This window comes from Bradyrhizobium sp. KBS0727, from assembly GCF_005937885.2.
Lineage (GTDB): Bacteria > Pseudomonadota > Alphaproteobacteria > Rhizobiales > Xanthobacteraceae > Bradyrhizobium.
The window spans coordinates 4,006,738-4,026,627 of record NZ_CP042176.1 but is presented as its reverse complement, the minus strand read 5'-3'; the positions used below and the strand labels follow the sequence as shown (position 1 = coordinate 4,026,627).

The following is a 19,890-nucleotide window of genomic DNA, read 5'->3' as shown; positions in this document are numbered from 1 at the left end:
GGTCTACCAGTGACCGGTGTTCGGCATCGACGCCCACGGCTCGGCCGGCGGCTTCGGCTCGCCCTTCTGCAACAGCTCGATGGAATGAAGATCCGGCGAGCGGACGAATGCCATGTTGCCGTCGCGCGGCGGCCGGTTGATGGTGACGCCGGCCTTCATCAGTCGGTCGCAGGTTGCATAGATGTCGTCGACCTCATAGGCGAGGTGACCGAAATGGCGGTCCTCGCCGTATTTCTCCTCGTCCCAGTTGTAGGTGAGTTCAACCAGCGGCGCGCCGCGGTTCTGCGGAGCGGCCTTGAACAGGCCCTCGTCCTCGGCGGCGCACAGAAACACCAAAGTGAAGCGGCCCTTGTCGTTGTCGACCCGGCGCACTTCCTTCAGCCCCAGCGCGTCGCGGTAGAACTTCATCGCGACATCGAGATTGCGGACGCGCAGCATGGTGTGGAGATAACGCATGTTTCTTGGCTCCCTGGGAACGTTACAAGGTTGTTGGCCATTTCGGCGTGACGGGGGCGATGAATAGCAGCAAATTGCGCGAGGGGGCAGGGGTTTGCGTGCCGTCTTGGCCCCGTGGGTTGCTCAGCGATTCAACACTTCGGGAGTCCGGAGCTGCCAACGCCAAGCTGGAATAACACGGGGTATTGTGACCTAATCCGGCGATTGGAATCTCACGTCGGACACGGGGGAGCATTACATGAATTTTGCAGAGGCGATTTCTTCGTGCTTTAGCAAGTACGTTCAATTTGGCGGCCGCGCGAGCCGGTCCGAATATTGGTACTGGACGCTCTTTGTCATTATCGCGACCGTTGTCGCGAATGTCATTGATACGACGCTCGGCTTTGGGATTGTTGGTACTGTTGTTGGACTGGGACTGTTTCTACCGGGCCTCGCCGTCAGCGCTCGCCGCCTCCACGATATCGACCGGACGTTCTGGTGGGTGCTGCTCGCGTTCACGATCATCGGTACGCTCGTGCTAATCTACTGGGCTTGCCAGCGCGGTACCGCCGGTCCCAATCGGTTCGGCGCTGATCCGCTCTGAAGCGGGGGCGAGCGCTTAGCCAATGGACAACTCCGGCGCCCAACCGGGGGATGGGCGCGTGGTAACGGCTCCAAAGCAGGGCCGTCAGAACGAGTTTGCCAGTTCGATTTCCTGCCGGAGGGCGTCGATCCGTCTGGCGGCTTCCTCGGCCGTCAGATCCTCCGAAAACTGCTTGGGCTGATAAGCCTCGATCGAAAGGGACCGAAGGGTAGAGGCCTGGCCGCGGCTCATCGGGCCCTGCAGGCGATCGGGATAGCGGTCGTACGTCATCGGAATCTCCGTTGGGGTCCAAATGGCCACTTGCAATTATGTTCTATATTTGTTCTCTATGGTGGGCAACCGCAAGGGGTCTCGCCATGGACAACAGAGTTAATAAAATCCGTAAGAAAATCAGCGCCTTGAGATTGGAAATGCGGGAGACCGAAGGCGCCATGCGCAAGGAAGTCGCCCACGATCTGGATTGCACCGGCAGCTCCACCAGGTTGATGGCCATGCGGACCGAACTGGCTGACTTGGTGAGGGAACGGAGGACGCTGGGAGACCTGACACCGATCGGCCTGCCGGATCCCCGAAAACCTCGCTTCGCGCGGCGCTAAACATTGCCCAACCGAACGGACGCGCGCCGCAGCATCGCTTCGGCAGCGTGATCCCGAACACGGATGAAATTATCCGTCGTGAGCTGCTTTGGCGCGCAGCTCGCGGTATCAATAGTCGTGCCACGCCTAACGCACTAACAGTCGTCGCGCGTTTTGATGGTCTGTTTTTGATAGTCTGTGCCGTCGTGCGCGGTGGCCGGCGCGCGAGCAGGGGGCATCGACATGATTCTGGTTACCGGAAGTATTGTGGCGCGCGAGGATTCTTTCGACGAGGTGCTTCGTTCCTGCATCGAGCACGTCGAGCGCTCGTGCAAGGAGCCCGGCTGCATCTCGCATGACGTGCATGTCGACTGCCAGAACCCGATGCGATTGTTCTTCTACGAGCAATGGGCCGATGAGGCCGCGTTGCGCAGCCATTTCGCGGTCGAGGGATCGAAGGCGTTCGTGAAATCCCTCAAGGGCCGGATCGTCGAAACGTCGGGGACGAAGATCTATCGCACCGAAGAGATTGCAAGATAACCGGTCCCGCAGCGCTATCGCTGTCCGGCGGGCGGGTTTCAACGACACGTGGTGAACGGAAGCTTAAACCCCCGTTGCGAAGCCGGCGACGCCGGGAAGGGGCGCCAGTACAAGCTGTTTGTCCAAGTTGTCCGTGCGCGGCGTCAGTGCGTCTGTTCCAGGCGCTCGGCGTAGAGGCGGAATTCCTCGGCCATCTCGATCAGCTTCTGGGAAGCTTCAGGATCCTTGACGGCTTTCGCCAGGCGCTTGGCTCGGTTGGACTGGTCTCGGTAGTGATCCGCTTGGGTCATGGCAGCACCTTTCACAGAATAAGTACCGGATTCCTCCAAAAGGTTCGAACGGACCGTGCCGGTCTCGAATTCGTGTTCAGGTCGTATCGGGCCTTTGAATCTCCGGCGCCCCGGCGCGTTCGAAGGCAACAGGGTGGCTTTCGGTCAACGCCGCCGTTGCCATCACGACGGAGCCGCAGGAAGCGTACAAGCGTAACGGTCTGTTAAGCGGGCAGAGGGGCCAGAAAACGCGTCCCCTGTTCGTTCCAAGAGAACAAAGGGAGTCTGGAGGGCCGTCTCAGCCGAGGTTGCGGCAAATCGCTTCACGCGGGACATCAGCATTTTCATCGATCTGGCCTGTTGCCTTGCGCTAAACTCGGCTGCGGCCGAGGAAGCGTGCGCAATGAAGAACGGGCTCTATTCGATCCACATGCATATGCTCGACGGGGTGAAGGGGCGCGACAGCGGCGTCCTGATCCTGCGTGACGGCGTGCTGCTCGGCGGAGGGCCGCACTTCTGGTCGACCGGCTCCTACACGGTCGGCAACGGCACCTGGAAGGGTCAGTTGAGCACCGATCAGCACACGGGTTTTGCCGACCCCTTCGTTCGTCCGCTGTTCGCCGGCGAGGCGGTCGCCAGCGGTTTTTCGGGGACCTTCACCGAAGGTGCGGCGGAGGTGTTCGGCACGGTTCTGGTCGGGCGTCGCAGCCTCAGTTTCCGCGCAACCTTGAAGCGCCTTGCCGATGCCTGAGAAGCAGCGGCGGAGGTGTCTGTGAATGCTGTGGATTGCTGCGCAGCAAGGGCAGGCGGCGACGCAGGAATTCGCGATACCTATGCTGTGTCCGCCCTGTGGATTTGCTGCGGATAACCCAAGCGCGGCGGCGATAGCCGAAAGCCTGGATCGGTTAGGTCAACGCTTCCTTTCGGCAGCCCGAATAACCCTATTCAGTTAGGTTAAAACCCAATTCGCGTTGTGCGTGTCTGCGATTGGCGTAGGGATGGGCTTGAGGAAAACAGCCATGGTCCCTTCGTTCCACAATGCCGATCAACCGACCCACCGACGCGTGATGGTGGTCGGCGTGCTGTTTTGCCTGACCTTCGTCGTCATCAGCTTCTCGCTCCGGCCGCAACCGGAAAGCGGGCACGTGTTGGTCAAGGCCGACCGGCTGGTACGCACCGCCGGTGAGCCGCACAAAGCGAACTAGCGCCGGTCCGCGCTGCGCTTAGCGCTTCGGCGCATTTTCGTCTGAAGGTTTGTGATATTTCGCGACGCCGATGAATCCGGCAAAGGCGATCACATTCAGCAAAACTTCCATCCATGGCGGCATGGGCTACCTCCTGGAGGAGAGAATCCCGAAGGTCGTCATTCGTTCCGCGCTGCCGCAGCGGTAGTTCGCTTGGCCACGTCTCCGCCAACGTCGTGAAATGAAAAACGTGAAATGAAAAACCCCGCCGGAATCCGAAGATGCCGACGGGGTCTTTCATGCTTTCACCTCTCGCAAGGTTGCCGCACTTGCGAGGAAAACGCCGAAGTCGCGTTTACGTTCCAGCCGTTTCAAGATTTCTCGAGATTTTTTTGCCCACCATCCGCTGCCGGTTCCCTGCATCTTTTGGGGGCGTGCAACCATCGCAAAGCACCGGCGTTATCGCGTCGGAACAATGCAAGGAGGTGCATATGAAAAAGGCACTTGCCATCGTGGCGACGGTCGCCACCGTTGGTGCCACGACCATCACTGCGCCGGCACAGGCGCGCGGCATCGGTCCCGGCCTGGCGTTCGGTCTGGCTGCCGGCGCCATTGCGGCGGGCGTCGCCGGCGCTTACGGCCAGTATTATTATGGACCCGGCTACGGCTACTACGGTCCCCGCTATTACGGACCGGCCTATTATGGCCCGGCCTATTACGGACCGGGGCCCTACGCCTACTATGGCGGGCCGTATTACCGGCATCGCTACTATCGCCACTGGTAATCGGAAAAGCCCGGAGCAGTGCTCCGGGCTTTTTGCCGTGGCGCGCGCCGCTCAGGTCCAGAACGAGGGACGGTTGAATCCGCTCCACGCTTTGCCAAGGGTGGTCGCGTAATATTCCTGGCGCTCCCGCTCGAATTTCTGCTGGGTTTCCTTGAAGCTTGCCACGCGTGCCGCAATTTCCGCCCGCTCGCGCGCGAGCCGTTCTTCCTGTTCCGTCATCGCCATCCCGTTTTTGTTGATTCGCGTCCCGTCCTCATTGGCGGTCGCGAATGGGGCGCGAATTGGGAAACCGCGTTGCAGGATTGTGATCGCGCGCCTTTGCACAATGAAGCCGGTGGATAAGGCCGGCCGCATTCTTGTGACAGGCATGCCTTCCCGATAGCCAACAGCAAACGGGAGGTTCCAATGGCCAAGATCGATCTGGACTCGCTGAGCATTGAAGAACTCGCTGGCTTGCGCGAGCACGCCACCGACAAGCTCTTCGAGAAGGTCGCCGCGCGCCGCGCCGAGCTTGAGGCGGAGCTGGAAAAGCTTGCCCAGTACGGCAAGCCGGTGAAGAAGGCGGAAGGCGCCCCCGTCGCCAAGGTCAAGAAGACAGAAGAAGCGCGCGAACCGAAGGAGCCCGTCGCGAAGGCGGCGTGACCGGATCGGCTTGATAAGACGCCGACATTCGGCGCCGACGGGCCGTTGCATCCGATCCGAACGGGCGTGCTACGGTCATGCTATACTCGGCCCACTCAACAAGTTCGGGTGTCTCAGTGATCGCTCCGGATCTACGCAGCGGCGTCGAAGCGCTCGGCAACATGATTGCCGAAGCGTCATCGATCGTCCCGTTCACCGGCGCCGGCATCTCGACCGAATGCGGTATCCCCGATTTCCGCTCGCCGGGCGGGTTGTGGACCCGTAACCGCCCGATCGCGTTCGATGAATTCGTTTCAAGCCCGGATGCGCGTGACGAGTCGTGGCGACGGCGCTTTGCGATGGAGCCGACCTTTGCGGCGGCGCGGCCCGGGCGCGGTCACCGCGCGCTGGCGTCGCTCTACAAGGCCGGCAAGATCCCGGCGATCATCACCCAGAACATCGACAATCTGCATCAGATGTCGGGCTTCAAGGCCGACGACGTCGTGGAACTGCATGGCAACACCACCTATGCCCGCTGCATCGGTTGCGGGCAGGCCTTTGATCTTCCTTGGGTTAAAGCGCGTTTCGAGGAAACCGGCAGTGCGCCGGATTGCACGGTCTGCGACGACCCGGTGAAGACCGCGACGATCTCGTTCGGTCAGGCGATGCCGGAAGATCAGATGCGCCGCGCCACGGAACTCGCGCAGCACTGCGACCTGTTCCTGGCGATCGGATCGTCGCTGGTGGTATGGCCGGCCGCGGGCTTTCCGATGATGGCCAAGAACTGCGGCGCGAAGCTCGTCATCATCAACAACGAGCCGACCGAACAGGACGATGTTGCCGACCTAGTGATCCGCCACGACATCGGCGAGACGCTCGGACCGTTCGTAGGCAATTGATCTGAAATTGATTCGTGTCTGTGCAAGCCTGTTCATAGTTCCCGGCGAATTTGTTTTTTAGCTATGCGCCGCAGGCGGGAGTGTTATCTTTTGAGTCAAGAGATTCGCGCGGCGTTGTCATGAGTGGTCATGGATGGGCGCGTGTTCAGGTCCGTTACGGCGGTAACGGACTTTAATCGATGTGTGGGGTCCGGGGTCATGGGGTCGGACGGATTTGAGTCCAAGAAGCTCGGGGGGCCGCCGTCAGGCGGGACAGGGCAAAACAGGCTTGGACCAGTTGAATACTCTGCCGGCGCGGAGCGCGATGCGGCGATAGACGCGTTGACTGGGCTCGGCGATGCCGCGGCCAATCTCGTCGAAATCTCGGGCGTCATCAAATGGTTCGACGCCTCGAAGGGCTACGGCTTCATCGTGCCCGACAACGGCTGGCCCGATGTGCTTCTGCATGTCACCGTGCTCCGGCGCGACGGTTATCAGACCGCCTATGAAGGTGCGCGGCTGGTGGTCGAATGCGTGCAGCGCCAGAAGGGCTACCAGGCGTTCCGGATCGTTTCGATGGATGAATCCACCGCGATCCACCCGGCGCAGATGCTGCCGCCGCGGACCCATGTCAGCGTCACCCCGACCAGCGGTCTCGAGCGGGCGCAGGTCAAGTGGTTCAACCGGCTGCGGGGGTTTGGCTTCCTGACCTGCGGCGAGGGCACGCCCGACATCTTCGTGCATATGGAAACGCTGCGCCGCTTCGGCATGACCGAGCTACGTCCGGGCCAGTATGTGCTGGTGCGGTTCGGGCCGGGGTCGAAGGGTATGATGGCGGCCGAGATCCATCCCGAGTCCGGGTCGTCGGCGCTGTCCTCGCACTGATCCGTCAGCGCACCCATCTCAGCCACATCGCCTGACGGAAATGTGAGGCGGAAGGCGTGCGCGCTGGCCGCTGCCTCTGGTATTTGCCGCGATCATCAGGTTAGGATTTGCGGGATAATCCCCTGAGATGTCTCGGCGTGAGTGCTTTCATGAATTTCGCTTCAATTGTTGGGCGCGGGTCTGGGTGTGGCCGGTTGCTGACTTCGCTGGTCGCTGCGATCGGTGTGCTCGTTACGCTTGGCGCAAGTCCCGCGGCGCAAGCGGCCAGCATTCAGCCGCTCGAGATCGTCACCAAGTCGGGCGTGCAGGTGTTTTCGGTCGAGATGGCGACAACCGAGGAAGAGAAGACCACCGGGCTGATGTACCGCAAGGAACTGGCCGACGGTAAAGGCATGCTGTTCGACTTCTCGCCGGAGCAGCAGGTCTCGATGTGGATGAAGAACACCTACATCTCGCTGGACATGATCTTCATCCGCGCCGATGGCCGGATTCTGCGGATCGCCGAGAATACCGAGCCGCTTTCGACCAAAATCATCTCCTCGGGCGGGCTCGCCAAGGGCGTGCTGGAGGTGATCGCGGGTACAGCGCAGAAATACGGCATCCAGCCCGGCGACCGGGTGGCGCACCCGCTGTTTGCCAAGCACTGACGAAGCCATTGCATCTATCGCGCTAACCGACATCGCCGGCGGTCTGACGATGTCTGCTGTTGAGGACGCAGCGGACCTCGCTCGGTGACGGTGCGAGGTCCGAGTTCGACCGACCCGACTCGGCCATTCGATGAGCTTGCCGTTTTTGCATAGTGCGAGGCGAGGTTTTGCATCAAAATCACCCGCAGCACACCGACTACGATTCCCAGCTGAAGCAGCTTGTCGGCGAGTCGTCGTATGCGGTCACGGTTGAGAAAGGGCAACTCCCGCCGTGAAGGGCCTCTGGTCGTTGACGACGTACGAGCCAGAACTCTTCTTTGCTCCAAACAAGTTGAAGCGCTGCGCGCTCGGCCCGAACAACAAGACGCTGAAGTACAACGCCGATAGTGGCCTGGATCATCTATCACCTGCGCGGAATACGACGGCGCAGCCTTACACGGAGTGCCAGCAGTGGATTCTTCATTCGGTGCGTTGGATGCGTTCGCGTTTGTCGTGTTCGCTGTTTTGATCTTTGTTGGCGTCATCATCGTCGTCAATCTGGGCAAACTTCCAGGTCAGCTCGCGCACAAATGGAATCATCCGCAGGCCGCCGCGATCAATGCCATGAGCTGGATCGGCATCGCGACCGGTGGGTTGCTATGGCCGGTGGCGTTCATATGGGCCTTCACAAAGCCGTTCGGAGTGAGATCAGCAATGAACGATCTTCAGCCGCATGGCGTCGAACCCGACACGGGTGACAGCGTGACGGCGTTGCGTCAGCTCTCAGGGGACAAGGAGATGCGCCCGTGATCGCAATCCTGATCATCGTCTACGTTGCGATTGTTCTCGTGCTGTTCAAGGTCCTGCGCATCAAGCCCACGGCCAATATAATCGCGGCCATGATCGTCGCAGGCGTATTCATGATCGGCGGCGTCGTGGTGGTCTGGACACAGTCGGCTCCGATTACCGACAAGATGGTGACCAGCCAATACGTCGTACAGCTCGTCCCTTACGTCAAAGGGCAGGTCAAGACGATCCACGCCGAGGCGAATCGGCGCGTGAAGAAAGGTGACCTGCTACTGGAGATTGATCCGGCGCCGTACCAGTACACGGTAAATCAGGTCGAGGCGCAATTGGCTGCGTCGAAGGCCAACGTCAAACAAGCCGAAGCCGCGCTGACAACGGCAAACGCCGCTATCCCGAACGCGCAGGCCAATCTCGTCAAAGTCAACGCGGCCGACCAGTTAGCGAAGACCCAGGAGCAAATCGCCCTCAACATTCAACGTCAGGACAAAGCCGCTATCAGCGTGCTCAACGTGGCCAAAGCGACGCAGGAACGCGAACAGGCGGACGCCGCCGTTCAACAGGCCGAAGCCGGGCTGGCACAAGCACAGGCTTCTGCGCAACAGGCCGAAGCTGCTGTGCGAACGGCCCAAAGCAACGTTCCGGCCGTTGAAGCACAACTGGATGATGCGCGGTTCAACCTGGCGCAGTGCAAGATGACTGCGCCAGGTGATGGATACGTTACGAATTGGCAGGTGCAGATCGGCACCATGCTTGTGCCGATGCCGCTTGCCGCGGCTGGAACATTCGTCAACGTGTCCGATACCGCCGTCGCCGCCGTGTTTCCGCAGAACTGGCTCTCGAATGTCGAGCCGGGCGATGATGTGGAAATGGTGCTCAATCCGTACCCGGGCCGCCTGTTCCTGGGAAAAGTTGACTACGTGATCCCGGCATCGGGGGGAGGTCAATTCACAACGAGCGGCACAATCCCGAACGCGGCCCGGATCGGATCTGACGGGCTTTTTGCAGTGCGGATCAATTTCAGCGACGCTGCCGTAGCCCGCAAGCTGTCTCTCGGGTCAGGTGGATCGGCGGCGATCTACACGCAGAAGGGCAAGGCCACGCACGTCATTTCGAAGGTCACGATCCGGATGAAGAAGTGGCTGTTGTACGTAATGCCCTCTGTGGAAAAGCCGCCATCGTAACCTGCAACCTGACAATGAATGGGTATACACAAGTTAGGTCCGCGCGTGGGGGAGAAAGTCTTGGAGGCGCAGTATCCGGCATCGTTTGGGCGGCGCAATATCGGCGCCGTTCTTGGCTTGTCGATTCATTGGTTGCTTGTGGCTGCGATTCTCCTGCCAACCGTGGCATGTACGATTGGACCAGATTTTACGGCGCCTGTCGCTCCGCTTGCCGAAAAATTTCGTGGCGCAGGCAATCGCTCGGTCAAATCCGGCCCACTTGAGTACGAACACTGGTGGGAAGGCTTTCGTGATCCGACCCTCAACAAGCTGATCCAGATTGCGTACAACCAAAACCTGACGCTGGAGAGCGCAGGGACGCGGGTGCTGCAAGCACGTGCGGTGCTCGGAATAGCCATCGGCATAACCTATCCGCAGGTGCAGCAAGGGGTGGGGTCGGTAATTTACAATCGGACCAGCGCGGCGACGCCGCTGGCAGGGCCAAACGCGACGCCTTCATATTTCTGGACCGATGCTCTTGCTGCGCAGGCAGCCTGGGAGCTGGACTTCTGGGGCAAGTTTCGCCGCGGAGTTGAATCCGCCGATGGCGTGTACTTGGCGTCGATTGCGACTTATGACGGCGTTCTGGTGTCGCTTCTGGCCGATGTTACCGCAACTTATATCGGTATCCGCACAACAGAGCAGTTGATCGGAATTGCACGGGCTAATGTCCGCAAGCAGGAGCAGGCGCTCAGCATCGCGAAGGCGAAGTTCACCGGCGGCGGGACTTCGGAGCTTGATGTCTTCCAGGCGACAAACGTCCTCGAACAGACTCGTGCGGCAATACCCCAATTGACGATACAATTGCAGCAGGGGGAAAACGCGCTCTGCGTCCTGCTCGGCGTTCCGCCGCAGTCGCTCGGCATGATGCTTTCACGATCGGCCGGCAAGATACCGTTGCCGCCCGCCTCCGTCGTCGTCGGCATACCTGCCGATCTGTTGCGACGGAGGCCAGACGTTCGCGCCGCCGAACTCGCTGCGTTGGCGCAGAGTGCGCAGATTGGAATCGCCACGACGCAACTTCTTCCGGCAATCAGCATTACAGGCACGTTCGGCGGCTCGGCCAGTACCGCCAACGGGCATAACCTTGGTCAAGTCGTCAGTTGGAAGGGCGTGGCGTATGCTGCGGGTCCGTCGTTTCAATGGAATATCCTGAACTACGGGCAGATCACCAACAACATTCGTTTGCAGGATGCCAAGCTCCAGCAATTGCTGATCAACTATCAGAACACCGTTTTGAGTGCCCAGCAGGAAGTGGACAACGGTCTTGCGACGTATTTGCAATCGCGGAACCAGGCAGCATACCTGCGTCGCAGCGTTGAAGCGGCAAACGGCGCCCTCAGGATCGGATTGGAGCAGTATGAGCAGGGCGCGACGTCATTTACCACCGTATTGACCGCGGAACAGAATCTCTTTCAGGCGCAGAACAGCCTGGCCGGCGCCTCGGCCAACGTTCCGCTCGGCCTCACTGCGGTGTTTCGGGCGCTCGGGGGCGGATGGCAGATACGTGAGGGGGGCAACTTCGTCAGCCCGGCAACAGTTGACCAGATGCGTGCGCGAACGGACTGGGGCAACCTGCTTCCGCCTGCGAACGAACCGCAACCGTCGAATCCGGGCCTGCCAGGTCCTGGGGACATCGGGCCGACGATTCGGCCTCCGGAGTGGTAATTGTCGTGGGTCAAAAACTTGTCCGTCGTCTTCGACCAAACGGGAATTGAGTCATGAAATGTACCAAGCCGTCGTTTGCGGTCATCTGCACACTATTAGCAGTGCCTCCGTATTAGCAGTGCCTCTGTCCTTGAGTTTTGGAAGACTCAACCGCGCAATGCCGATCTCGCCTCTGGTACTTTAGCAGCCGCTCAGACCGCAGTACTGGTTTAGGACCAGGATGACCGGCGTGCTTTTTGCTGCCGTCAGCGGCAACGCTAGCGCCCGACCTCTCCGTCCGCTCCAGGCGCTGACCGCGTCGAAGATCTGACCGAATGATGCGTCGGGTCACCTTGAGTCGAGTTCACGAAAGTGTTGTCGCTGCAAGGGATAGCGGACGATTGAGGTGGCCCGCGGTCTGCTCCGTGGGGCGCCGCAAAGTTTCCGAAGGCGACTCCCCGAACAGCGCGCGGTAGGCGATCGAAAAACGTCCGAGCTCCCAAAAGCCGTGGTCGGTAACGATCCGCGTGACAGTTACCTTGGACGGATCGGCACGGAGCAGCGCCCGCCGCACCAAGTTCATTCGGCGCAATGTGAGATAACGGATCGGCCCCATGCCAAGATGCTCCTCGCAGCAGGCGCGAAGCGTTCGCTCCGCGACGCCGATCGCGGCGCAAATCTCGGCGAGATAAAGCGGCCGGTCAGGATTTGCCTCCAAGAATTCCTCAAACCGCGCGACGATGGTGTCGTGACGACGGCTGCCGGCGGCCGGCTCGGCGGCGCCATCGACAAGGCACTTCACCATGATATGAATGAGTTCATTTTCTAACGCCCGAAGCACCGGCGGCAACTTCAGAATATCCGGGCTGTCGTGGGCAAGCTGACCGACGCTCTTGTGCAGTTTTAGCAGCCGGCGCATCAGTGCGGAATTCGGGCGAATAATTCGCTTGTACGGCGGTTTCGGAAGCTCGCGACCGATTATTGCATCAGCAGCAGCATCCAGATCGTCAATCGGGAGAGACATCGTGCCATAACAAAAGTTGGCGTCAGATCGTTGATGTGTAACGTCGAACCCGTTCACGACGATGTCGCCAGGCAAGACTTCCAGGCCACAGTGCAGGAGTGGCGACGAATTAGGTTCGATAAGGAAGCCAATCGCTCTACGACCGGGCTTGACCGCGACAGTATTGACCTGTGGCAAGGATACCCGAATTCGGTGCATCCAAAGGCTGTTCATGCCGATTTGTGTAAGCTCGGCACGAAAACGTCCTTTCGCGGTGGGAAATAGCTCGCAATCGGCAGACCAAATAGCCGCCCGGCACGCCAACGGATCGCTAAATCTGAAAACTCTACCCCACGGCATTTTCCAATCCCCTGTTTGGCTCGCGTGCCACGGGTGAAAATGGTGCGCCTATCCTCGGGAACAAAATCGGCAAGGACTATGCAAAAACGGCAGCAATGAAAATTTGGCACAGTCTGCTAGCTTCAGATGACATAAGTGTGACAGACTGTCCCTGCGGGACAACAAGCCATCCGGGAACGCCTCGGGCCAGTAATTGGTTGGGAATTGACCAAATCGATTGCCTGGGGGACGAGATGCAAGAGCAGCATTTGACCGTGGACGAGTGCGACGAATTAGCGAAAGCACTGCGTGAAGATGCTGCTGGTTTACCGCACGGGCCGGAGAGGGAGTACCTCTTGCAGCTGGCGCAGGACTACCGAGTCCTTGCGGACATGAAAAGGATGGTTCTTCGTAAAGTGAATTGACCGTGTCGGTGCCGGTAGGAGGCCGGCGATTGCGGTGTCAACTGGCGGATCAATCCGAATTACGGAAACGAGGCGAGGACGCACTCAGCCGCTCGGATCCGTGACGACGAGCAAGGAGCATCTTCATGAAGACGATGAGAGAAGGCGCCAGACGTGAGGGAAACGATTTCGATCAACGACGTCCTGAAGCGGATCCCGGCCAGCCGATCTACCATCGAGCGCAAAGTGAGCGATGGTACATTTCCAAAGATGCAGTCAATACTGCCGCACTAAGCATCAATAAAATCAAAGCAGATTTTGATTTTATTGATGTTTTGGTCGGGGCAGCTGGATTCGAACCAACGACCTGCAGTACCCAAAACAGGTCGCGGCAGTGGACAACCCGGCCATGAGCGGCCAACGGGATTCACATAGCCCCGCAAATCACTTAGATTCCTAGCAGACCAGCAGTCAACGCGGTCACGCGATGACAACGCCGGCCAGTCTGTATCTTCCCATGATCTTCCCAGCTCGAAAAAGGGGCGGCCAATGAAGCTGACGGCGAAAGGGATTCGAGGAGCGGAACTTTCCGCGGGCAAGACCGATCAGCTTTTCTGGGACGATGATATTCCCGGTTTTGGCCTGCGCATTCGCGCCGGTGGCTCGCGGAGCTGGGTCTTTCAATACGCGCTCGGCGAGAAGCAGCGCCGGCTGTCGCTCGGCGCCGCGACCCTGGAGAGCTTCAGCACCGTCAAAGATGGCGGCGGCAAGATCGTCAAGCTTGGCATCCGTGACCAGGCCGCCCAGCTCCATGCAAAGGTGAAGCTCGGTCAGGATCCCGCCGGCGACAAGACGGAAAACCGCCAGCGTGCCAGCGACACCTTCGAGGCGCTGGCCAGAAGGTATCTTGCAGCGAAAAAGGAAAGCACCCGACCCGGCTCCTACACCGAAACCGAACGGCACATCCTCAAACATGCGAAGCCCCTCAATGGCCTGCAGGCCGCAAAAATCAGCCGCCGCGACATTTCCAGCCTCGTCGGGACGATCAAGGAGAATAGCGGTCCAGTGGCGGCCAACCGCGTTCGCTCCACCCTCTCTGACTTTTTCAGCTGGGCCATGTCGGAAGGCGTCGATGGTATCGAGAGCAATCCTGTCCTCAACACAAACAAATATGAGGAGTTCTCCCGGGAGCGCGTGCTCGACGACCGTGAATTGCGAGTGATTTGGAAGAATTCCGGTGACGATCACTATGGATCGATCGTCAAGCTATTGATGCTCACAGGCCAGCGCGCTGACGAGATGGCAAGCCTGCAGATGCACGAGATGGGTAAGATAGCTGTGCCCAAAAAGCGTATCCCCGAACTCTCGATTGAGTTGCCAACTTTTGAGATCAACGCGATCGACCTCCCTGGTGAGCGTACCAAGAACAAACGGCCGCACATCGTGCCCCTATCCGAGGCTGCGGGAGCCGTTCTTGCGAAGCAGCCGCAGCGGGCAAATAGCGATGGCAGCCGCCGCGAATTCGTATTCGGGATTGGTCAGCGGGGATTTTCCGGCTGGTCGCGATGTAAGGAACGGCTCGACAAACGAGTGTTCAAGGAGCTTCGCGAGATCGCCGAGCAGCAGAACGATCAAAAACTGCTCGCCCGCCTTTTGAAGGTTGAAGTTCTGAGAGATCAACTCGCAAAGGCCAAAGGAGCCGAGAAGAAGGCCCTGCGCAAGCAACTCGATGCCATCTGGTGGAAACATCACGATTTGCGGCGCTCGATGGACACGATCATGAATGATCACCTGGGCGTCTTGCCGCACGTCGTGGAAGCCATCTGCAACCGTGTATCTAGCCAAGCAAGCGGCAAGCGCGGCGTCGCCGGCGTCTACAACAAAGCCTTGTATCTGCGTGAAAGGGTCGACGCGCTGAAGCTGTGGGCTGACCACCTCATGACCGTGGTGGGGGACAACGTCATTCCGCTGAAGCAGGCGGCCGAGTGACGTCATGGCAAACAGCGATTGGCTCACTTTTGCGGAAGCGGTCGAGATTGTCAGGGTGCGGCTCGGTGCGAGCCCTGGCCGATCTGAAGCTGTGACGAATGCCGCGCGCGCCTCGGGTGAGGTTCGCTTCCAGAACCCCGCCGATCCGATCCTGCTGATGGCCGATGACGGCGTTGTCGGCATGGACATGCGACCCGGCGCGCAGAATAAGGGCGGCGTGACGGCAGATGGCAAGCCGATCATTCATAGCACAGCCTCGACCAACCCGTTTCAGATCAGCAGGGAGGATCTGCTCGACTGGCTCGATCGCAATTTTCCGCAAGCGAAGTCCGCCGCGGCGCCAAATGGCCGCAAACGCGGAGCGCGGCCGAAGGCCGATTGGGATGTATTCGAATTAGCTCTTCGCCAACGCATCGAGCAGCGAGGATTTCCGGATGAGGACAACGACTGTTCGGACTGGCGCTTCAAGGCCGATGTAGAGCGTTGGGGGGCTGAATTTTTGGAAGCTCGGAAAGAGCCGATCAAGGAAGCGAGGCTCCGCGAAAAAGTCACCCTCCTACTCGATCACATCAAGGCCGGTAATTAATTCCCGGCCTTTGTCGGCCTTTACCGTCCGACCTTTTCCGGCAATTGCGTCACTTTGCGGTCACCCAAACCCTTTGGAGCCGCACAATGCGCCGTTTGTCCGAAAACGAAATTGCCATCCTGGAACGATTCGAGCGCCTGCCAGATAGCGCCGCTACCCCGATCAAGATTTGCGCCCTGGTATCCGGGATTTCCGAGCGGACCTGGCGCCGCAACCCGCCCATTCCGACCTTCCCGCTCAGCGCAGGAAAGAAGGGCGTCAACGTCGGACTCCTCCGCAAGCTGACCCGCGGCGAGCTCGCTGCAGCCTCCTAAAATGACACGACCCGCGCGCGAGGTCTTCGCACACGAGTCGTGGGAACGCAGTTTGCCGACCACCACATCAGCGATTCTGTCCTAATCGTTCCCGCTGCCGTTCGCAAGGCCCGCCCGCCGAAAGGCATTCCCATGGGCGCGACCCTTCGTTCTCACCAGACCCGCATCATCGAGCAGGTCAATCAGGCCATTGATGCCGGCGAGCGCCGGATCATGGTGCAGTTGCCGACCGGCGGCGGCAAGACCATCGTCGGCGCCGCCATCGTCGGCGACATCATGGACAACATGAAGCGGGCGATCTTCACGGTCCCGGCTCTGTCTCTCATCGATCAGACCGTCGAGAAGTTTTATGCCGAGGGCGTTCGCGACGTCGGCGTGATCCAGGCGGATCACATTCTCACGAATTATGCGCGGCGCATCCAGGTCGCCAGCGTGCAGACGCTGCAGCGTCGCATCGTCCCGCAAGCCGACCTTGTCATGATCGACGAGGCGCACCGTTGGTATGATTTTTACGGCGACTGGATGAACCGGCCCGAGTGGGCTGATGTTCCCTTTATCGGCCTCTCGGCGACGCCTTGGACGCGTGGGCTCGGCAAGTATTTCGACAAGCTGATCATCGGCTCGACGACCACCGACCTGATCGATGCACGATATCTGTCGCGGTTCCGCGTGTTCGCGCCGGCGTCGCCGGACCTCAGCGGCGTCCGCACCATCGCTGGCGATTATCATGAAGGCGATTTGTCGAAGGCGATGGACAAGACGGCACTGGTCGCCGACGTCGTCGATACGTGGATGGAGCGCGGCCATGGCCGTCCTACGCTGTGTTTTGCCGTCGACCGTGTTCACGCCAAGAACCTGCAGCAGAAGTTCATCGCCGCCGGGGTCGCCGCCGAATACATCGATGCCTATACGCCGGCAATCGAGCGCACCGCGATCGCGAAGCGGTTTCATGCCGGTGAAGTCGAGATCGTCTGCAACGTCGGATGCCTGACCACCGGGATCGACTGGGATGTTCGCTGCATCATCCTTGCCCGGCCGACTAAATCCGAGATGCTGTTCGTGCAGATGATCGGTCGCGGCCTTCGCACCGCCGACGGCAAGGATGACTGCCTGATCCTGGATCACAGCGACAATCACTTGCGGCTCGGCTTTGTCACCGACATCCACCATGACAAGCTCGATAGCGGGCGCGAGCGCCAGAAGCAGGAAGCCAAGGCGAAAGAGGCCCTGCCGAAGAAGTGTCAGAAGTGCACGTTCCTGAAGCCGCCGAAGATGCCGGAATGCCCGGCGTGCGGGTTCAAGCCGGAGCCGAAGTGCGACGTCGTCAACAAGGACGGCGAGCTCGTCGAATTCAGGGCGCAACAAAAGGCGGCCGCCGCGGAGGCCGAATTCTTCCGCGAGCTGAAGTTCATCGCCAACCGCCGCAATTACAAACCCGGTTGGGCCGCGTACAAGTTCAAGGAGAAGTTTGGGCGCTGGCCGTCCGGCCTTGACTACCTCGCACCGCGTGCGCCGTCGCCGGAGACCCTGGGCTGGATCCGCTCTAAGCAGATCGCCTTCGCCAAAGCGCGCGGTGTAGCACGATGACCGCCCCGCTGCAGGAAAGGGCGCGCGGTCGCTGGAAATCGATCCTGCCGGCCATCGGCATCAACTCTAAATTTCTCGTCCGCAAAAATGGCCCTTGCCCAATGTGCGGGGGAAAAGATCGCTGGCGCTTCACCGATATCGAGGGCAAAGGCACCTGGTACTGCAACAAATGCCGCGGCGGCGCCGGCGTCGACCTCGCCATCAAGTTTACCGGACGGCCATTTAGGGAAGTCGCCGAACGCATCGAGCGGATTATCGGCGAAGCGCCTCTCGATCCGATTCCGGCCCAGCCGTCGGCGGCGTCCACGCGCGCGGCGCTAAATAGGCTCTGGCAGGCCGGTGGGCCGGTGTTGCTGGGCGATCCCGTCGACCTGTGGATAACCGGGCGCGGCATCCGCCTCGACGCCTTCCCGAAGGCGCTGCGCACCGCTCCGAGCACCCGCCACAGCGGGCCGCCGGTGTCGTGGCATCCCGCCATGCTCGCCATGGTGTCGGACCCGTCCGGGAAGCCCGCCACCATCCACAAGACCTACATCACCGCCGACGGCAAGAAGGCCGCGGTCGACAAGGTGCGCATGTTCTGCGCGGGCGCGGTGCCCGCCGGCGGTGCCGTGCGCCTGACGCCGCCAGCAGACGTACTCGGGATCGCCGAAGGCATCGAGACCGCCTTCGCGGCCGCGGTGATGTTCGGCGTCCCAACCTGGGCCGCGCTGAACGACGGACAGCTCGCTAAGTTCGAGCCGCCGGCCGAGGCCAGCTACCGCGCCCGCGCGGCTCAATGCTCGATCGGGAGTTTAAGGCTAAGTTCGACGAACTCGACGAGAGCGGCTGTCAATTCATCAGCGGCTATATGCGGGCCCTGCTCGATCAGCGGGGGCTGCAATGAGGGAAGATCAAAAGAAGGCGCGGGCAAATTTTAAAGACGAAATGAGACGGCGGATCGACATGATCGCGGCCGACTGCGGCGTACCCGAATCGGAAGTCTCAAAGGTGAGAGGGCGGCTCAAGCACTATGATTTGCTGTGCTTCGCGGAAAAGTACCGCATCAGCCTCGACTGGCTGATCTGCGGCGACCTGAAGGGGCTTGTCCGAACGATCGTCGCGAGGCGAACATGAAGCGCCGGCGCCGATCGATGAGGAAGCGCAACCGGCAGCGGCTGGCGGCTCACTCGAGACGAGGGCGGTAACGACAAGGGGCGCGGGGCTACGGTCCCGCGCCTCACTTCTTGGGCGGTGTCCAAACGCACACCACGCGCCGAACCACCAGAACAGGCGACCTCTTTCCCTCCAGGATGGCCGCGTCGGCCGCGTCCCATGTTTCCCGATGCAGTGCCAGCGGTCCCGGCAAACGCTGTTTCAGCGCGACAAAATCGGTTTCGTTCTCGCGCGCCCACCAGTCCATGTCGGCGCCTTGGAGATTCTTCCACTCATTTATGCGGAGCCTAACATCGACGTCGCTATCGGGGCGGTGATCGCCGCGCACTCGGCTGCCGAAAAGGTAGATTGACGAGAGGTTCGGCGCCGGCTCAATCCAGTCCGCCAAGATGCCAGCTAGCGCGGGAAGATCGGGATGCAAACCGGACTAGGCGGCTTGGCCGTACATCGCTCTGCAGAGGTTGGTGAGGCCAGCGAGGGCGGCCTGCATGCCGGGCATGTCACCGGCCACGCGGGCGGCTTCCAAGTCGGCTTCGAATTTTGCACGGTGGACGACGTAATAGGTCGGGCTCATCTCGAATCCCTCCGGTCTTCGTCGCGAGAATATAGCTGATTCCCTCTCAAGGTGTCGGCTCCGCCGCGGCGAACGCCTTCGTCAGCGCCTCCCAAGCGGCACCATGAAACGCCGTGTTGTCGTCACCATCATACTCTAGCTGCCGCAGCGCGACCTTGCAGGCGTCCAGCAGGATCTTTTCGAGCTCGGACAGTTCACGCGTCACGCCCCCCCCCAACAGGTGAGCGCGAATCCTCCGGCCGATCGGGGCTGCATGTCCCTGAGTCAAATTGACTCACCGCTTTGCTGCGACATTGCGTCGCTTCCCATAGTCTTCCCAATTGGATTTTTTGGGAAGATTTGGCGTCAGATAAGTGAGCTAAGTCATTTATGTTGTTGGTCGGGGCAGCTGGATTCGAACCAACGACCTGCAGTACCCAAAACTGCCGCGCTACCAGGCTGCGCTATACCCCGATCCCGTTGGGAAGTGCGTCGATACACGCATAAATCGCCACCAGCAAGGCATCGACGGAATTCAGGCTGATGCAAATGGGCTTGAATATTTGTTCTTGATATGTTCTTTTTGGTCATTCTTACGGAGATGGCCAATGGATGTCGAGAAACAGCGGGAAGTCGTGCGGCTCTGGAATCGTATGCGTCGGGTCGAAGGCCCGCTCGCTGAGGAAATCCGGATTCAGATACTTCAGTGTTTTGCGGAGAGCGAGCGGGTCGTCGACACGCGCCTCGATGAGCGCCGGGCGGTGATGGAGCGCGTGTCGGTTCAGCCCGGACGCCGGCCCGCGCATATCAGGCTCGTCGCCTGACGCGGTAGGCCGCCTCGACCCGATTGATCGATTCGGCGTCCGTCAAGATTGACGGAATCG

At 60.3% G+C, this 19,890-nt stretch carries 31 protein-coding genes and 1 tRNA gene; 23 read left to right on the top strand and 9 right to left on the bottom strand.

All coding sequences use genetic code 11. The features are described from left to right. Window positions 1–3: 3 nt before the first annotated feature. Window positions 4–456, bottom strand: a complete 453-nt coding sequence (locus FFI89_RS18635; RefSeq protein ID WP_138839048.1) for a VOC family protein — start codon at window positions 454–456, stop codon at window positions 4–6. A gap of 238 nt (window positions 457–694) precedes the next feature. Here FFI89_RS18635 and FFI89_RS18630 point away from each other — a divergent pair, with 238 nt between their 5' ends. Beyond that, window positions 695–1,039, top strand: coding sequence for a DUF805 domain-containing protein (locus FFI89_RS18630; protein ID WP_138839046.1), 345 nt, complete (start codon window positions 695–697; stop codon window positions 1,037–1,039). A gap of 84 nt (window positions 1,040–1,123) precedes the next feature. On the opposite strand, the gene FFI89_RS18625 is transcribed toward FFI89_RS18630, so the two are convergent. Then, window positions 1,124–1,309, bottom strand: a complete 186-nt coding sequence (locus FFI89_RS18625; protein WP_246669189.1) for a DUF3072 domain-containing protein — start codon at window positions 1,307–1,309, stop codon at window positions 1,124–1,126. Window positions 1,310–1,395: 86 nt separating this feature from the next. Between FFI89_RS18625 and FFI89_RS18620 the strand changes: the two genes are divergently transcribed. Both FFI89_RS18620 and FFI89_RS18615 read left to right on the top strand, forming a co-directional pair. Then, window positions 1,396–1,635 (top strand): hypothetical protein, encoded by a 240-nt coding sequence (locus FFI89_RS18620; RefSeq protein ID WP_138839044.1) that lies wholly within the window; start codon window positions 1,396–1,398, stop codon window positions 1,633–1,635. A gap of 222 nt (window positions 1,636–1,857) precedes the next feature. Further along, a complete protein-coding gene (locus tag FFI89_RS18615) occupies window positions 1,858–2,154 on the top strand; it encodes a putative quinol monooxygenase (RefSeq protein WP_138839042.1) in 297 nt (98 codons plus the stop codon). A 143-nt stretch (window positions 2,155–2,297) separates the two neighbouring features. Here the strand turns inward: FFI89_RS18615 and FFI89_RS34425 are convergent, their stop codons facing one another. Then, window positions 2,298–2,444 (bottom strand): hypothetical protein, encoded by a 147-nt coding sequence (locus FFI89_RS34425; RefSeq protein ID WP_168212944.1) that lies wholly within the window; start codon window positions 2,442–2,444, stop codon window positions 2,298–2,300. 382 nt (window positions 2,445–2,826) lie between these two features. Between FFI89_RS34425 and FFI89_RS18610 the strand changes: the two genes are divergently transcribed. The 3 genes from FFI89_RS18610 (at window position 2,827) to FFI89_RS18600 (ending at window position 4,392) form a co-directional block, all read left to right on the top strand. Then, window positions 2,827–3,174 carry a GrlR family regulatory protein gene (locus FFI89_RS18610; RefSeq protein ID WP_138839040.1) on the top strand — a complete coding sequence of 116 codons (348 nt, stop codon included), beginning with the start codon at window positions 2,827–2,829 and terminating at the stop codon, window positions 3,172–3,174. Window positions 3,175–3,442: 268 nt separating this feature from the next. After that, a complete protein-coding gene (locus tag FFI89_RS18605; RefSeq protein WP_138839038.1) occupies window positions 3,443–3,628 on the top strand; it encodes a hypothetical protein in 186 nt (61 codons plus the stop codon). A gap of 470 nt (window positions 3,629–4,098) precedes the next feature. Beyond that, complete coding sequence (locus FFI89_RS18600) at window positions 4,099–4,392, top strand: hypothetical protein (protein WP_138839036.1); 294 nt, start codon at window positions 4,099–4,101, stop codon at window positions 4,390–4,392. A gap of 51 nt (window positions 4,393–4,443) precedes the next feature. On the opposite strand, the gene FFI89_RS34420 is transcribed toward FFI89_RS18600, so the two are convergent. After that, a complete protein-coding gene (locus tag FFI89_RS34420) occupies window positions 4,444–4,611 on the bottom strand; it encodes a hypothetical protein (RefSeq protein ID WP_168212943.1) in 168 nt (55 codons plus the stop codon). 186 nt (window positions 4,612–4,797) lie between these two features. Here FFI89_RS34420 and FFI89_RS18595 point away from each other — a divergent pair, with 186 nt between their 5' ends. From FFI89_RS18595 to FFI89_RS18560, 8 genes are all read left to right on the top strand, one after another. Continuing rightward, window positions 4,798–5,034 (top strand): hypothetical protein, encoded by a 237-nt coding sequence (locus FFI89_RS18595; RefSeq protein ID WP_138839034.1) that lies wholly within the window; start codon window positions 4,798–4,800, stop codon window positions 5,032–5,034. A 116-nt stretch (window positions 5,035–5,150) separates the two neighbouring features. Continuing rightward, on the top strand, window positions 5,151–5,912 hold the full coding sequence (locus FFI89_RS18590; protein ID WP_138839032.1) for a Sir2 family NAD-dependent protein deacetylase: 762 nt from the start codon (window positions 5,151–5,153) through the stop codon (window positions 5,910–5,912). A gap of 198 nt (window positions 5,913–6,110) precedes the next feature. Then, a complete protein-coding gene (locus FFI89_RS18585) occupies window positions 6,111–6,776 on the top strand; it encodes a cold-shock protein (RefSeq protein ID WP_138839030.1) in 666 nt (221 codons plus the stop codon). Between the two features lie 149 nt (window positions 6,777–6,925). Next, entirely contained in the window at window positions 6,926–7,423 is a 498-nt protein-coding gene (locus tag FFI89_RS18580; protein ID WP_168212942.1) for a DUF192 domain-containing protein, read from the top strand. Between the two features lie 271 nt (window positions 7,424–7,694). Next, on the top strand, window positions 7,695–7,931 hold the full coding sequence (locus tag FFI89_RS35375; RefSeq protein WP_210249009.1) for a DUF1214 domain-containing protein: 237 nt from the start codon (window positions 7,695–7,697) through the stop codon (window positions 7,929–7,931). Beyond that, window positions 7,865–8,212: a DUF3302 domain-containing protein gene (locus FFI89_RS18570; protein WP_168212941.1), complete on the top strand. Its 348-nt coding sequence runs from the start codon at window positions 7,865–7,867 to the stop codon at window positions 8,210–8,212. Before FFI89_RS35375 ends, FFI89_RS18570 begins: the two co-directional genes overlap by 67 nt. Continuing rightward, window positions 8,209–9,390, top strand: a complete 1,182-nt coding sequence (locus FFI89_RS18565; protein ID WP_138839025.1) for an HlyD family secretion protein — start codon at window positions 8,209–8,211, stop codon at window positions 9,388–9,390. Before FFI89_RS18570 ends, FFI89_RS18565 begins: the two co-directional genes overlap by 4 nt. Window positions 9,391–9,450: 60 nt before the next feature. Beyond that, window positions 9,451–11,097, top strand: coding sequence for an efflux transporter outer membrane subunit (locus FFI89_RS18560; protein WP_246669188.1), 1,647 nt, complete (start codon window positions 9,451–9,453; stop codon window positions 11,095–11,097). Between the two features lie 343 nt (window positions 11,098–11,440). Here the strand turns inward: FFI89_RS18560 and FFI89_RS18555 are convergent, their stop codons facing one another. Further along, window positions 11,441–12,439: a helix-turn-helix domain-containing protein gene (locus tag FFI89_RS18555; RefSeq protein WP_138839021.1), complete on the bottom strand. Its 999-nt coding sequence runs from the start codon at window positions 12,437–12,439 to the stop codon at window positions 11,441–11,443. A 233-nt stretch (window positions 12,440–12,672) separates the two neighbouring features. Here FFI89_RS18555 and FFI89_RS34415 point away from each other — a divergent pair, with 233 nt between their 5' ends. From FFI89_RS34415 to FFI89_RS34410, 8 genes are all read left to right on the top strand, one after another. After that, window positions 12,673–12,843: a hypothetical protein gene (locus FFI89_RS34415; protein ID WP_168212940.1), complete on the top strand. Its 171-nt coding sequence runs from the start codon at window positions 12,673–12,675 to the stop codon at window positions 12,841–12,843. Window positions 12,844–12,968: 125 nt separating this feature from the next. After that, window positions 12,969–13,235 (top strand): hypothetical protein, encoded by a 267-nt coding sequence (locus FFI89_RS34910; RefSeq protein WP_246669187.1) that lies wholly within the window; start codon window positions 12,969–12,971, stop codon window positions 13,233–13,235. Window positions 13,236–13,371: 136 nt separating this feature from the next. Further along, window positions 13,372–14,811 carry an integrase family protein gene (locus FFI89_RS18545; protein WP_138839017.1) on the top strand — a complete coding sequence of 480 codons (1,440 nt, stop codon included), beginning with the start codon at window positions 13,372–13,374 and terminating at the stop codon, window positions 14,809–14,811. A gap of 4 nt (window positions 14,812–14,815) precedes the next feature. Then, window positions 14,816–15,397 (top strand): hypothetical protein, encoded by a 582-nt coding sequence (locus tag FFI89_RS18540; RefSeq protein ID WP_138839015.1) that lies wholly within the window; start codon window positions 14,816–14,818, stop codon window positions 15,395–15,397. Between the two features lie 86 nt (window positions 15,398–15,483). After that, on the top strand, window positions 15,484–15,711 hold the full coding sequence (locus FFI89_RS18535) for a hypothetical protein (RefSeq protein WP_138839013.1): 228 nt from the start codon (window positions 15,484–15,486) through the stop codon (window positions 15,709–15,711). Between the two features lie 132 nt (window positions 15,712–15,843). Next, the gene (locus FFI89_RS18530; RefSeq protein WP_138839011.1) at window positions 15,844–17,298 is read left to right on the top strand and encodes a DEAD/DEAH box helicase; all 1,455 of its coding nucleotides are present in this window, start codon (window positions 15,844–15,846) and stop codon (window positions 17,296–17,298) included. Further along, window positions 17,295–18,218 (top strand): primase-helicase zinc-binding domain-containing protein, encoded by a 924-nt coding sequence (locus FFI89_RS18525; RefSeq protein WP_138839009.1) that lies wholly within the window; start codon window positions 17,295–17,297, stop codon window positions 18,216–18,218. Before FFI89_RS18530 ends, FFI89_RS18525 begins: the two co-directional genes overlap by 4 nt. Before the next feature lie 25 nt (window positions 18,219–18,243). Next, the gene (locus tag FFI89_RS34410) at window positions 18,244–18,414 is read left to right on the top strand and encodes a hypothetical protein (protein WP_168212939.1); all 171 of its coding nucleotides are present in this window, start codon (window positions 18,244–18,246) and stop codon (window positions 18,412–18,414) included. 103 nt (window positions 18,415–18,517) lie between these two features. On the opposite strand, the gene FFI89_RS18520 is transcribed toward FFI89_RS34410, so the two are convergent. The 4 genes from FFI89_RS18520 to FFI89_RS18515 form a co-directional block, all read right to left on the bottom strand. Continuing rightward, the gene (locus FFI89_RS18520; protein ID WP_168212938.1) at window positions 18,518–18,841 is read right to left on the bottom strand and encodes a nucleotidyltransferase domain-containing protein; all 324 of its coding nucleotides are present in this window, start codon (window positions 18,839–18,841) and stop codon (window positions 18,518–18,520) included. A gap of 39 nt (window positions 18,842–18,880) precedes the next feature. Beyond that, complete coding sequence (locus FFI89_RS34405; protein ID WP_168212937.1) at window positions 18,881–19,027, bottom strand: hypothetical protein; 147 nt, start codon at window positions 19,025–19,027, stop codon at window positions 18,881–18,883. Between the two features lie 46 nt (window positions 19,028–19,073). Continuing rightward, entirely contained in the window at window positions 19,074–19,232 is a 159-nt protein-coding gene (locus FFI89_RS34400) for a hypothetical protein (protein WP_168212936.1), read from the bottom strand. Window positions 19,233–19,403: 171 nt separating this feature from the next. Continuing rightward, window positions 19,404–19,480 (bottom strand) — tRNA-Pro (locus tag FFI89_RS18515). A gap of 134 nt (window positions 19,481–19,614) precedes the next feature. On the opposite strand from FFI89_RS18515, the gene FFI89_RS18510 reads away from it, so the two are divergent. Then, the gene (locus FFI89_RS18510; protein WP_138839005.1) at window positions 19,615–19,830 is read left to right on the top strand and encodes a hypothetical protein; all 216 of its coding nucleotides are present in this window, start codon (window positions 19,615–19,617) and stop codon (window positions 19,828–19,830) included. Window positions 19,831–19,890: the final 60 nt, after the last annotated feature.